Origin of the sequence: Morganella morganii (assembly GCF_019243775.1) — a bacterium.
In the GTDB taxonomy this organism is placed as follows: Bacteria; Pseudomonadota; Gammaproteobacteria; order Enterobacterales; family Enterobacteriaceae; genus Morganella; species Morganella morganii.
Window position 1 is genome coordinate 2,148,582 of record NZ_CP069157.1, and the last position, 12,607, is coordinate 2,161,188.

The following is a 12,607-nucleotide window of genomic DNA, read 5'->3' on the forward strand; positions in this document are numbered from 1 at the left end:
GGTGTGTTAGACTGTCTTCCTGCTCACCAACCGGCGCTTGCCCTTAATCAAGTCATCGTTACGGGCATCATCGGCCTTGGTGATAGCCTCATACTCATCTTTCGTGAAGCCTTTCTCATCCGGATATTTCACTTTCAGCATCATCACGAACTCGGTCATTGTGAGTTGTTCCGCTTCGCTACGGGTGATGTTGAAATGCACACGGGCGGCACTGATGTAATCGACGGCGCGGAACTCGTCGGAGTATTCGTCTTTACCTTCGTTGCGCTGGAGTTTGCGCACCTTGGCTTTACCGATAATGCCGTGGGTCATTAGCTCGCGCGCCAGCAGGATGATATCGCGATAATGCATAGCGCCGCGCCGGTACACCATGCCGGATTTGCCAACCCGCCATTCACCGATAACCTCAGAACAGTCATCGTTACAACATGCCTGCATCACGTCCATTGCTGTCGATAAAATGCTGCGCCCATAAACCGGTTTATTTAACAGTGCAATCAGCCATTCAGGAACCACTCCGTAAGCGTCTACGGCAGACGCTATAATTTGTTGTACCTCTGAGCCATTTAATCGCGTAAACGCACTCACAATCTCTTTAGGCTCACCGATTCGCGTCATGGCATCCAGCGACGGGCGGAACAGGTAATCATTTTCGGCAGTGGATATCACTATCTCGCCGTATTCTAAACGCGGTGTCATATATCCTCCTGAACATTATCAAGGGCATCCGGAGATACCCTTTGTAATATTTAGGCCGCAGTGACTGTAACGACACATTTCGCCGTCTTACTGCCATCTTCCGATGTGACTGTAATATTCGCGGTACCGGCTGCGACACCGGTGACAGTGACAACATTCAGTAGCTTACTGACGGTAGCGAAGTTAGGCTTATCGCTGACCACCTCGTAATTTTTGTTTGTCGCGTTAACCGGATTAAATCCGACCGTGAATGTTGCCGTTTCACCGGCTTTCACAGTCAGTGTCGCGGGGTTGGCTGCGATGCTCTGAACCACGATTTCTTCCTGCAGCCATTCAAAGCTGTCAGCGTCTGCGACTTTCAGTTCACCGGAGTACGTGGAGATTTCTTTGGTAGGGAACTCCATCGACCATGATGTGAAGTTCATATACCCCTGAATCACATCACTGCCATCACCTTTCATGTCGAGCTGCACCCAATATGACGGCTGACGGCTGGCCTTAACTTCAGCAAGGATTTCTTTGGCGATATCAAAAGCAGACGTGGAACCATCAGCACCTTTGCGCTTCAGCTCGCCATCAAACTTAATGGTTAAATCCAGACCGGTCACGATGGCTTCGCCCAGCCCTTTTGTGTCGTCTGCTTTGGAAGTAACCGTTTCAGTACCGTAATCCAGCCCTTTACTAGTCAGTGCGCCGAGACGCAGAAACGCTGACTGTTCAGGAACCGTACCGGGGCAGCCGGGCGCGATGCGAAGAACCCCCGCATTACCCATCACCAGGCCTTTATCATCAGGGCATTGTGCCATGTTATAACCTCTTTATTTGCAAATAAAAAAGGCCGCATCAGCGACCTGTTTGAAGTGTGCTTGTTTAGGATGTGCAGCGGAAGGTCAGGGGAATCCAATACCTCCCCTCTGCCGTCTGAACCGGATTCACGAACCCGGATGTATTGATGATGAAATTAAGACCATGAGACTGAGCATGGCACCTGACATAATCAAGTATTGCATAGGCTCTCTGAGCGACGAATTCAACCCAGCCCTTGCCAGAAATTAACGACACAGTGAAAAAATCATCACCACCAAGATCATTGATTCTTCCGGTTCCGTCCCGCTGCTGAAAAACCATGTACGCATCATGGTCATGTCCGCCGGATTCTGACCACTCATAGTCCTGGATGATAAAACCGTCAGACAGCCCTGACTCGGAAAAATAACGCTTAACCTGCTCAGTGGTGGTCATATGCGCATCTCCTCCGCGACAGCCTGGTCAATCATCTGCTGTGTTTCCTCAAAGCCTTTAGTGAGGAATTCTTTCTTCGCTGTCGGCCTGCGGAAGCTCTGCTTCACATTCGGGTCGTGAACGAAAACGGCATAGGATGCTGAGTAACCTACACGCCCGGTAAACAGCGTTCCTTTCACCTCCACACCACGGAACTGAGAGTTGATCAGTGTCTTTGTATCAATCGGTGTGTATACCGCAGCCTGTCTGCCGCCGATATCCAGCGCACGATGCATGGCCCTGCTGACTTTTTTTGACGTGATATTACCGACCAGCGCATTAAGGTCAGCAACAGCACGGTTAATACCGATTACTCTTGCTCCCATGTCACACCGCCGTTGTTAGAGTGTAGTCATCTTTGCCGCCGTTAATATCGCGGTCACGGTCAACAGCTTTGATTCTGCTGGCTCCGGCCACGAACGGATCTTGTCCGTCATGCTTGCCGATAGCGATGTAATCATCTTGTGTGGCTTCGCTGTATTCCGTCCAGATGACATTTTTGATGACAATTTCAGTGCCTACCGTTTTTGTTCCGTCACTCATCCTGCTTCCGTAGTCACACCGGATATGAATGGGCTCTGAAAATTTCGGCTTGCCGTAACTGTCTTTGCCTTCAATCTTCCAGATAGTTGCCCATCCCTTGCAGAACCGGCGAAGGATTTTACCCATATCACCCCCGGTTCACGTCAAACTGAATAATGCTGACCGGCCGGTCAATAGGCAGGTTATCTGTGCATCCGGCGGTATCCAGTGCGGATAACAATTTCAGCAACGATTTTCTGCCGTCAGCAAAATACTGGTACGAAACTGAAGCACCGGACGGTGCATGTTCTGATGCAATTTTACGGACATCAGCCGCAGACAGGATGAGGATGACGGAATACACCTTGATAAGCGTCATCACCGCATCCGTATACCCTGCCTTATCAAGGCATCCGTCAATGCTGTCCACTACAGATAATGCGGCGGCAACCGCAAAATCAGGAGCCTCAAACCCCATCATTTCCAGTTGCTCGCCTATCTGCTCCGGACTGATTTGTACTGCCATATCACCTCCGGATTATTACTGCGATTACTTCGCAGATTTAGCAGCCTTACCGCCTGCATCAGCATCTTTACCGAATGTCACCATAACCCCGGCAGTGTCTTTGATGCTTGCAGCAATTTGTTTCCAGTTATCAGTTGCGGCTACCTGTTCGTTAGTCGGTGACTTGATACTGTCCTTCGCCCACTGATAACCACGCAAACCGATGGTGAAATCATATTCCCCCTGCATCAGAGCCTTAATGTTTTCCTGTCCGAGAACGTCCTGCGCTTTCATGATCAGCGGTGAGGTCTGTACAGCAGCTGCACCGGTAACCAGACCGAGTGAATGCTGCTTATTACCTTCAGACAGAGACGGAATATCAGAAATTACAAAACGACGCCCGAATCCGTCCTGCTTGATGGCCACGTTACCAATCTGGAACAGGTTACTGGAGTTGGTTAGTGTTTCGTCCATAAAGTCATTGAACGTTGCACCGTCCATCAGCCAGGCGATAATACGGGAATACGCATCACCAAACGGGCGGGTGCCTTTGTTTAGCCCGCGCAGTGATGGTGCGCTTCCTGTTGCTATCAGGTCAGTAACTGCCGCTGCGTTGCCGGAGATTGCCGCTTTCAGTGCCGCACCTGCAGTGTTCAGATAATCCTGCAGCATCGCTTCTGCTGCCTGAGCAGACACCACCGCTGCCGCTTCTGATACGTCTTTACCCAGGCGCTTCATCATCGTCGGAGTGACAGATACCGGCCCGATACGACCATCGACCTTAATCATCCGGTCGAGAATTTGCCCTAACTCCTGCGGTGTAAGATTACCTGATCCGTATGCATTACGACGCTGTGCCAGACCACCAAGTAACTGCCATGATGTCTGCTCAATGTAATCACCAATATGGTCACCATCACCGAAAACCAGCGCACCGCCGGATGCTTCATTAAACTGCTGTACTGCCTGAGCCACCAGCTCTGTCGCTGCCAGAGATACCTGATGCTGAAAAATATGCAATGTCATAAATCTTATGCCTCTGTATTTTTTGCAATGATTTCACGTGCGCGATCCACCAATGGATTCACACTTTTGGGTTTATCACTGCCTCCGGCAGGTGATTTGTCTTTGCCTCCGTCACCCCTGGTTCCGGTTGCCTTACTGCCGATAATGACCGGCGCAAATAACTGATTATTTCTGAATTCTTTTTCCAGCTCATCGATAGTCAGAGCTGATAGTTGCCCAGTTGCGTCCACCACGCGGGTTTTACCATCTTCAACGGCAAGGCGTGATTTGATATGCGGCACAATCAGCGCGGCACTATCACCCGCAAGTTTTGTCGCCAGCGACTGCGCGACGTTATCAACCAAAAGTTTTTGCAGGCTGGCATCTTTTTCCTGTAACTGTGTCAGTAACTCTTTTTCGCGGGTGCTGAGTTTTTCAGCCCAGCTCTTTTCCAGTGATTCGATATCACCGTTTTTACGGGCCTGTTCTTCTGCAGCTTTCTTTGCGGCTTCTTCAGCCTGACGGCGCTTTTCCTGTTCTGATTTCTTCTCAGATAACAGTTCATCGACTTTCTTCTGAAGGCCGGACACATCCGGGATGTCAGGCATGCCGTCAATCTGGATTTGGTATCCGTCACCGGCTTCTTTGTACATGGCCTTATGCTCTTCAGTCAGCACGTCAAATTCTTCTTTGGTTAATTTCCACTTAAACATCGTCAACCTCTGGTTTTGATGGTGTAGTCACTGACTACAGGTAATAAAAAACCCGCCGGAGCGGGTCATTTGAGTTCGATATCGGCCTTTCTGAAGGCATCGGGTATGATTTTCTGAAGTTCCTTCAGTGTTATTGGTCTGAAGTATTTATCGAGTTGTAATTTTGCGAATCGTTCCGGTGATAACCCGCCCTCACGGAATAACTGCGCCCTGGTCTTACCAAGCACAATGTCCTGCCTGTTCGCTGGCTGGCGGTAAAGCCACTCATAATAAGTTTCTTCGCCCCATTCAGAATTACCGACCGGCTCTGTGACAAACAAGTCTGCATATTTTTCATCAAGCACCGGGAGCAAGCGACTACGGCAGTTAGGGTGAAGCGGAGGCCTCGGTCCTTTACCAAGCGGATAACAGCGGCCGGACAGAGAACGGCACACTGCCGATGTTTTGTTATCCAGTATTGCACTGAATTCCTCATACTTAATCAGATCAGAATTCTCTTTATAGAAATCCGTCGCCGCCACACTGTGAGCATGTTGTAATGTCGTTCTGGCAACAGTCTGAAATCCCCTGACCACCCTGCCAACCACTGCCGCTGCGATTATCAGCGGTTCCGCTGAGGTTCCGTTAATAGCCGATTGCAGGTCAGCCACATCCCCGCCTGACGACAACGATATCACCACCTGATTCTCTATCTGCTGCATGGCTGTATCGGCCCACGACTCAATGAATTTGGCGAGAAACAGGGAGCTGTTCCATCCCGTCAGAGAGAGCGGTATGTTTTGCACATCTCTGCGCACCTTGTCAGCATCAGCCGGATTAACGTTTTTTACCAGTGAGTTAAACCCGTGATATTCAGCGTCTGCCATCACAACAGCGGCGTTGATAATGTCATCAAGTAACCTGTCAGAATAACCGGAAAGAACTGGCTTCAGCGTTTTTCTCAGCGCCAGCGCAATTGATTTCGCTCTGCTGACTGAGGAAACACTACCGGAATATCCGGATAATGCAGATGCTACAGCAGCGCGAATATCTGACACCAGTTCACGTGTGTCAGCAGTTGATGATTTGAGCCTTTCCAGCATAATCTGAATCATCAGTGCATTATCAAAAATGAGACCCGGCCGCATATTTTATACTCCCAGCATATTTGTACCTCTGATCAACCCAAGCTCTTCAGCTACATCCTCCGGTTTCTCATCCTGCGGAACAAGGTTCGCCCCCTGCATATACCGGATAAAATCTACAATCCGCATATTGCCGGACTGCACAGATGCCAGAAGTGCAGTAATTGCTGCCGAATCAAACTGCGCAATCTCGTATGTCTTATTGAGTTCAACAGAAGCTTCTCCAGCTCCGGCAAACTGAATACAGAAAGCCAGCGCACGATTAAAAGCCTGCTCAACATTACCGGCGCTCAACGATAAAACAGAGTTATCCGTCTGTGCTTCATCCAGTGCCTGTGTTGCTGTTCTCGCCGATGAGCCTCGCTCAACCAGCTTTGCTCCCAGCATTGCCATCTGCTTTTCCCGGCGCTCTGCCACAATAATCTGCATGGTGCGTTCTTCCGGCTGTGCAAACTTCATATCGCCACCCTGAGGCAACAACACTCCTTTGCGGGAACCGACTGTGAACCCGCCTGACATGTGGTTTTTCACCCAGTCATCTGTCAGGCCTGACAGCGCAACCATCGGCTGACCGATAGTGTGTGCTGACTCTGCAATATCTGCCTCAATCTGGTAATGCTTTATATTCATATAAGCTATGTCAGCCAGTGGTGGCGCATCAGGAGTATGGTCATTGTTTTTTGACCCAATCCACGACCATGGCAACTCAGAAAGCGGCTTTCCCTGCGCATCAGTGAATTTTATCCACTCGCCAGAGCTGATTTCACTGTCCTTCTGCCACCGCCTTGAGTGTGCCAACCCGTCGATCAGACGTAACTCAATCCAGCGGTCCTGCATTTGCAGTTCAAAATCATCAGACTCAACCGGTTCCTGATATTTCACAACAACTAGTGATGTTTTCCCGCCGGTGACCCGCCAGTTGATAATCTCCTTCGCCGTAAACAACCGGACGTATGGTCTGCCTTTGTCTGCCTCAGTCTGGATACCTGCCCCACTGAAATCACTGAGCAGTCCGGCACGGCCACGCTGCAATACCTGAGACAATGCATCGCGGATCATCTGAGTCAATGGTTGCCCCTGACCATCAATATCAGCTTCAAGACTCTTTGTTCCACCCGATATACTGATTTTTACCGGCTTACTGAATGCAATACCGAGTAATCCGCTTAATGTTCGTCCGGTTGCATTCAGAAACGAAGCACGGAGAAGATATTTTTTGTATCGCTCACCATCATCGTCATCCCGCTTTTTATCTGCGGGGTGCGGCAGGTACTTTTCACCGCGGCTTTTCACTACGCGCTCACCGTCAACGCAGTCCCCGATCATATTCCATTCCGGTAAAAATTCGGTGTATGCAGGATGTTTGTAATCCACGTTTGTATTCATGTCAGTTCCAGTTGAATGTCAGAGACTTTGTCAGACGTTTGACGTTGCGGCGACTGACCGCAAAATAACGGAATCCGTCAGCATCGTGTGATGTGTAGTCGTGAAGTGGTTTATCTTTCCAGCACCCGCGTTTGTCATCCCATTCTTTCCGGTACGCCTCAAGGTGGGTAATGCCTTCGCCACACTTGTTCTCATCGAATACACAGAGCGGCAGGATTTCGCGCACTGCCTCAATACCCTCATCAACGGATAGCTTCGGCACCACCTCAAAGCGGATGGAGTAGGTTTGCCCGTCAATTTCGTACCCTTCCTGCGCCAGTTCCCGGCGTGATTTCGCGTCTGAACCGAACTCGCGGTTGTCGATATCATGCGGCCCGTTGTGGCTGGCATATTCATAGCCTTTGTCTTTCAGTACTTTCATGTAGTGCCGCAGACCTTCGCCACTGTTTGAGTAGTGATCGATGATGTGAAATTCTTCACCGACTTCACGCACAAACCAGATTGACGTTGAGTCACCCACACCGATATCCCAGTAAGTATGCACCGGCAGGTGTGAGTTATCAGGGATTTCGCCAATGCGTTTATTCTCGTACAGCCAGCGGAATTGCTTGGCGTAATACGCACCATCCACAGACTGCTGAAATGCCTCTGACGGTATCGACGGGTATTCCCTCTTCATATCGTCGCCGAGTGTTTTTTCTTTGGCGTAGTACCAGGCTTTCTGCCGGTCGTTGAGCGTGATTCCATATTTGCCTGATAGCTCATCAAAATAGTCAGTCAGGCGTTGCGGTATCTGCTCAACAGGGTCGATTGCGTACTGCGGATTCTTCCACCAAGAGAAAAAGAAAAACTTCCAGTCCAGTGGAGATAATGTTTTGCCCTGCATCAGTGCTTTTTCAGCCAGTTGGCAATAATCGAAGAAATAACCGGCCCGACCCTCTGCCGTGCTCTCAATCGTCGTGAAGCATTCCGTTGATACCGCCTCAAACGCCCCTGTGACAATCTCACGGGCTTTCTCTGGCTGCTTGGCGCATATCTTCCCGAACTCCGATACGTGCAGGTAGCGCAGCGTACCGCCACGAAACGACACGGACACAGTCACCGAGCCGCCTTTGCTGAACACCAGTTCACCGGCAGAGTCATTACTCGCGGGATTGGCTGCTTTGATTTCGTCCGGCAGGCGCTCGTAGGCGTATTTGATTTTCTCCCGGAACAGGCGTTTTGCATCCGGCAGGGTGTGCGCTATCAGTGCGCACTTAGCTGATTCAAATATGGCCGCGTCAAGCTGGATAATGCAGACCTCAGTCGTGAATCCAAGCTGACGGGCTTTCAGAATGATATTGCGGTTGTGGATGCCTTCGAAATATTCTGTTTGCTCAGGCGTCATTTTGAAGCGAACCGGATGACCTTCTTTATCGGTGATCCAGTACAGATTATTCAGACGCCATTGCTTATTACGCAGTAACGCTAAATGCTCTGGCTTCATATTATTTGCCCGATAGTTCGTCCATCAGGTCAGAGAGAGTGCCGACAACATCATGCTCGCTTTTAATCTGGTCCCGGAATGCCTGGACAGATATGTGCTTACCGAGCAATTCAAGGTTCTTGACCTTGTCAGGCCATTTTATTTTCTTCAGGATGCCGATCATTTCCCGATTTTCACCACGTCCTTCAAACATATCAGCAAGGTCGAAGCCGCTCAGGTAGCGCCGCCATGATGCAGGCCAGTCGGAGACCGGCCTTATGCTCATGTCATCGGTCATAATGTCGAGAACATCCATCTGGTCTATTTCAACCAGGCGCTTCAGCACATATTCAGCATCAACCTTAAGTTGCTCACTGCGGCTGCTCATTAATTCCTGAATCCGTTTTTCGATGTCAGGTTTTGTCAGGTTTTCATTCCCGACACTTCGCGCAGTTTTATCACTGTACCCCGCACGAATAGCCGCCTGTGTGGCGTTCAAATCTACGAGGTACTCACGACAAAACATTTCCTGTTTATCTGTGAGTGCCATAATTATTTCTTGCTCTTTTCCTCAACCACCGGAATGTATCTGATGTCGCTGATTTCATCCGGTGCGGTATATGTCCATGAGCCATCCAGACCAGAAATACCAATCAGTCCGTTAGTAATGCGGGGCTCTTTCATTGTTGTCAGTCCGTGATATGTCGTACCGTCCTTCTTGGTTGCTGTGACTTCGTATTTTTCAGTCATGTCCACCTCAGTTGATTGATGTTCACCATTTCTTCCACCACGGCTGGTGTCGCCGCATATGAGGGGGTCTTTATCCCGGTGTTGCCGATTATTCTGGATGCCCACACGCTCGCTGTGAGGAGTGGCACTGGTCGTGGCTAATGTGGCAGAGGAGATCGGCGGCTCGCAGGTAATAAAAAACCCGCCGGAGCGGGTTGTTGTGTTTTATTTGCTGAAATATTTAATATTCAGTCCATTCAGTATCCCGGGGAATAAACCGGAATATAATTTTATTGAAATATAAGTATTCTTTCTCTGTCAAAACCATGTTCACCAGCAAAGCTGAGATACTCATTTAACAGCTCTGGCGGCATAGCTGGTGTTCGTGACAACACCCACAGGTAATCTTTATCGGGGCCAACAACCAGTGAGTACTGATAGTCATCATCAAGCTTAATAATATTGTAACCTCCATAGAAAGGTCCGAAGAAAGATACCTTTAACGCCCCAGTATCAGCTGAGTTAACAAAATAGGCCTTTCCGGTACTCTCTTTCCATTTATTGTTACTCGCATCCCAACCCCTGTTGATAACCTTGACACCACCATCATCACGAAGAGAATAGTTAGCTGTAACTTTGCTTAAGCCTTTTTCAAAACGATTATCTATCCTGGCAATTTCATACCAGTCACCTAAGTAATGAGATAAATCAAAAGGTTTAACCGGGGTTATATCTTTGGGTACCTTGACACTGCATCCATTAAGCAGAAACATGCCCAAAAACATAAAAACTGACTTTATCTGCATCATAACCTCATCAAGTTATTAACCAATGAGATACTTTCGCATAAAAAATGTGTTTGTACGATCTATTCGATATTCAGCTGTAGTCATTACCCTTGTCTCAATACCATCGATACACAAGCGGATCTATAGGAAGGTTCTGGCTGGATGCATGGCTGATTTCCTGCAGGTAAGGTAATACTTTACCCAACACCATAAACGCCTGACATATGATTCACTTTATCTTAATGAATCACATTCGTAAAAAGCCCCGCCATTTAGCAATGGTACTATTGATTTACCAGCAAAATTGCCTGTATATTGAGCATCGTAGTTAGAGTAAATATTCTTTATCAATTGCCTATTTGCCCTGTTCTTACAGGGCATTTTTTATTTGTTCCGCATATTGTAATTACGGAATTATCGGGGATATACTCAACCCGAAGATCACAATAAAAATATCCTGAATCTTTTATATATGCCCCCTCGTCATGGGGGGCTTTTTTTACTTCATTCTCTCCGCTTCTATCTCCCGTATTGACCGCTTATCGTGATTACAGTCAGCTATCGACTTCATGGCATCAGCCAGCAACAGGATTACATCGCCGTAGGTAAGTTCATCAGGAATAACCGGCTGCGGACAATCAGCGGTCAATTGTGGCGGTATCGGCACCACCGGCGCGGGAACGTATTCCGTCCGCGTATTTCCGCAACTCACTAACAGCATCAGCGGGAACAGGAGCAACAGCGCATTCGCTGTCCTTAAATACTGTCCTGATAACAGTCTTAAATTTGACATTCTCCGTGCCCTCTTCCTGTTTGGCTTTGATGTTGTCGAATGCCACGCGGTGTCTGATGGCAACGGCTGAAAGCGTGATGGTGTTTATCGTCTGTTGTGCTGACAGCTGTCCGGACAACGTTGTGTTATTCACCTTCAGTTGCTGGTTATCCCGGTAAATGTCATATACCCACCAGACAGCAGCAATAAACAGCGCGGCAATTACCGTTTCTTTCCAGTTCATGGCGCTTCACACTCATAACAGATCACACCGTCCAGCGGGTTACCCGGCAGTGACTTACAGTGAGTATCGAGTGAATACAGATAACAACCCGCCAACAGGCAGGCCGTCAGCAGGATGATAGCAATGATGAGCAGCACTAAAGGGTTCCGTGGCATACCGCTTTCTCCGTTTCGCGCCGGTTAATCAAACCCTGCCACTGCTTACCACCAGCAAATGTCCAGCGTTTCATTTCGTCACACGCCCCGGCGATATCACCGGCATTGAGTTTGCGCAGCATAGTGGAGCGCGAGAACGCGCCGGGGCCGACGTTGTAGACAAATGAATAGATGGCCACCCGGGTATTGTCATCAATCGGCACTTTGATCATCGGGTCAACCGCGCGCCGGACTTTCGTCAGGTCGTTATGCAGCAGCGCCTTACATTCAGCATCCGTATACAGCTTGCCGGGCTGAATATCACTACCTGTATGGCCATAACATACGGTGAGCACCCCAGCCACATCACGGTAAGGTTTGTACTCAACACCCTCATACGCGGGGATCAGCACCAGCGCACCGGCAATCGCCCCGACGGCACAAGCGGCCATGACTTTTTTAAATAATCGGTTATTCATGATGTTCTCCGGCTTTCAGCTGGAATTCCTTCCGTTTGTAATACCAGTTAACCAGGAACGTCCCGACAGTACAGATGATCCCGGCAACAATAGCCCACTGGTCCAGAGATAAAACGCCAAAGGCAGAGGTTATAAGTCCCCAGGCGTATGCTGTAGGGCTGGAATATTTGTCAGACATGCGCATATCCACCCCCTGCGGAGTGTTCCGTATGTTGAGTGATAGGGAAATGCCGCAACCGAGTTATATATTTTAAACAGGTTAAAGTAAGGTGGCTGCGGCATTATTCGGAATCCCACCAGCGGCGGGAAAGCAATAAGAAGAGCACCGTGACCGAATACAGATTAGGTAATGAGCCTGTCGTATTCCAATGCTCTTATTGTTGCGGGCAATAAAAAAGACCGCACATGGCGACCTTTGAAATTTATGAAATATTTTTTATTTCACCCTTTTACTCTGATAGCATCAGGCTCTGATAGTTTGCAATATGGGGTTAACTGACATGTATAAGGCTGGAACATTATTAATTATCGTACCTTTTCTTTTAGCTACGGGGTGCTCACCAAAAATCAAACACCAAACCGGTCAGGATGCATGCGTAATAAAAATGGATACTCCGGAAGGGAACCAGCCAGGCAAAATAGACCAGGTTGACGGAAACAGTCCTGAATGCAGAGCTATAGAAAAATCAATAAACAAAGCTATTTGACTTATTTATCATAGATATAAAAACCACTGATTATTTAATCTAACTACGCATCCA

The 12,607-nt window shown here is 48.7% G+C and carries 19 protein-coding genes; all 19 read right to left on the bottom strand.

The window, feature by feature from the left end; all coding sequences use genetic code 11:
* Positions 1-6: 6 nt before the first annotated feature.
* The 19 genes from JL661_RS10410 to JL661_RS10495 all read right to left on the bottom strand — a co-directional run bounded on the left by JL661_RS10410 (position 7) and on the right by JL661_RS10495 (position 12,030).
* A complete protein-coding gene (locus JL661_RS10410) occupies positions 7-699 on the bottom strand; it encodes a DUF6246 family protein (protein WP_049241817.1) in 693 nt (230 codons plus the stop codon).
* A gap of 50 nt (positions 700-749) precedes the next feature.
* A complete protein-coding gene (locus JL661_RS10415) occupies positions 750-1,505 on the bottom strand; it encodes an Ig-like domain-containing protein (protein ID WP_062772599.1) in 756 nt (251 codons plus the stop codon).
* Between the two features lie 64 nt (positions 1,506-1,569).
* Positions 1,570-1,941, bottom strand: a complete 372-nt coding sequence (locus JL661_RS10420) for a phage tail termination protein (protein WP_036421933.1) — start codon at positions 1,939-1,941, stop codon at positions 1,570-1,572.
* On the bottom strand, positions 1,938-2,306 hold the full coding sequence (locus JL661_RS10425; protein ID WP_004242365.1) for a hypothetical protein: 369 nt from the start codon (positions 2,304-2,306) through the stop codon (positions 1,938-1,940). The genes JL661_RS10420 and JL661_RS10425 overlap by 4 nt, the downstream gene beginning before the upstream one ends.
* Before the next feature lies 1 nt (position 2,307).
* Positions 2,308-2,649: a hypothetical protein gene (locus tag JL661_RS10430; RefSeq protein ID WP_062772597.1), complete on the bottom strand. Its 342-nt coding sequence runs from the start codon at positions 2,647-2,649 to the stop codon at positions 2,308-2,310.
* A 1-nt stretch (position 2,650) separates the two neighbouring features.
* Entirely contained in the window at positions 2,651-3,028 is a 378-nt protein-coding gene (locus JL661_RS10435; protein WP_004242363.1) for a DUF7370 family protein, read from the bottom strand.
* 24 nt (positions 3,029-3,052) lie between these two features.
* Positions 3,053-4,033, bottom strand: a complete 981-nt coding sequence (locus JL661_RS10440) for a major capsid protein (RefSeq protein ID WP_062772595.1) — start codon at positions 4,031-4,033, stop codon at positions 3,053-3,055.
* A gap of 5 nt (positions 4,034-4,038) precedes the next feature.
* Entirely contained in the window at positions 4,039-4,725 is a 687-nt protein-coding gene (locus JL661_RS10445; protein ID WP_004242361.1) for a hypothetical protein, read from the bottom strand.
* 65 nt (positions 4,726-4,790) lie between these two features.
* Positions 4,791-5,819, bottom strand: coding sequence for a structural protein (locus JL661_RS10450; RefSeq protein WP_225310115.1), 1,029 nt, complete (start codon positions 5,817-5,819; stop codon positions 4,791-4,793).
* Between the two features lie 36 nt (positions 5,820-5,855).
* Positions 5,856-7,235 carry a DUF4055 domain-containing protein gene (locus tag JL661_RS10455; RefSeq protein ID WP_062772588.1) on the bottom strand — a complete coding sequence of 460 codons (1,380 nt, stop codon included), beginning with the start codon at positions 7,233-7,235 and terminating at the stop codon, positions 5,856-5,858.
* Between the two features lies 1 nt (position 7,236).
* A complete protein-coding gene (locus JL661_RS10460; RefSeq protein WP_062772585.1) occupies positions 7,237-8,721 on the bottom strand; it encodes a terminase large subunit in 1,485 nt (494 codons plus the stop codon).
* A gap of 1 nt (position 8,722) precedes the next feature.
* Positions 8,723-9,250 (bottom strand): terminase small subunit, encoded by a 528-nt coding sequence (locus tag JL661_RS10465; protein ID WP_004242355.1) that lies wholly within the window; start codon positions 9,248-9,250, stop codon positions 8,723-8,725.
* A gap of 2 nt (positions 9,251-9,252) precedes the next feature.
* Positions 9,253-9,450, bottom strand: coding sequence for a hypothetical protein (locus JL661_RS10470; RefSeq protein WP_004242354.1), 198 nt, complete (start codon positions 9,448-9,450; stop codon positions 9,253-9,255).
* 269 nt (positions 9,451-9,719) lie between these two features.
* Positions 9,720-10,235, bottom strand: a complete 516-nt coding sequence (locus JL661_RS10475; RefSeq protein ID WP_036421931.1) for a lipocalin family protein — start codon at positions 10,233-10,235, stop codon at positions 9,720-9,722.
* A gap of 481 nt (positions 10,236-10,716) precedes the next feature.
* Positions 10,717-10,938: an Rz1-like lysis system protein LysC gene (gene lysC, locus JL661_RS18680; protein ID WP_064483764.1), complete on the bottom strand. Its 222-nt coding sequence runs from the start codon at positions 10,936-10,938 to the stop codon at positions 10,717-10,719.
* Complete coding sequence (locus JL661_RS10480; protein ID WP_004242351.1) at positions 10,856-11,233, bottom strand: hypothetical protein; 378 nt, start codon at positions 11,231-11,233, stop codon at positions 10,856-10,858. Before JL661_RS10480 ends, lysC begins: the two co-directional genes overlap by 83 nt.
* Positions 11,230-11,388: a hypothetical protein gene (locus tag JL661_RS10485; protein ID WP_169802103.1), complete on the bottom strand. Its 159-nt coding sequence runs from the start codon at positions 11,386-11,388 to the stop codon at positions 11,230-11,232. The genes JL661_RS10480 and JL661_RS10485 overlap by 4 nt, the downstream gene beginning before the upstream one ends.
* Positions 11,370-11,846, bottom strand: a complete 477-nt coding sequence (locus tag JL661_RS10490) for a lysozyme (protein ID WP_036424740.1) — start codon at positions 11,844-11,846, stop codon at positions 11,370-11,372. The genes JL661_RS10485 and JL661_RS10490 overlap by 19 nt, the downstream gene beginning before the upstream one ends.
* Positions 11,839-12,030 carry a phage holin family protein gene (locus JL661_RS10495; protein ID WP_004240322.1) on the bottom strand — a complete coding sequence of 64 codons (192 nt, stop codon included), beginning with the start codon at positions 12,028-12,030 and terminating at the stop codon, positions 11,839-11,841. The genes JL661_RS10490 and JL661_RS10495 overlap by 8 nt, the downstream gene beginning before the upstream one ends.
* Positions 12,031-12,607: the final 577 nt, after the last annotated feature.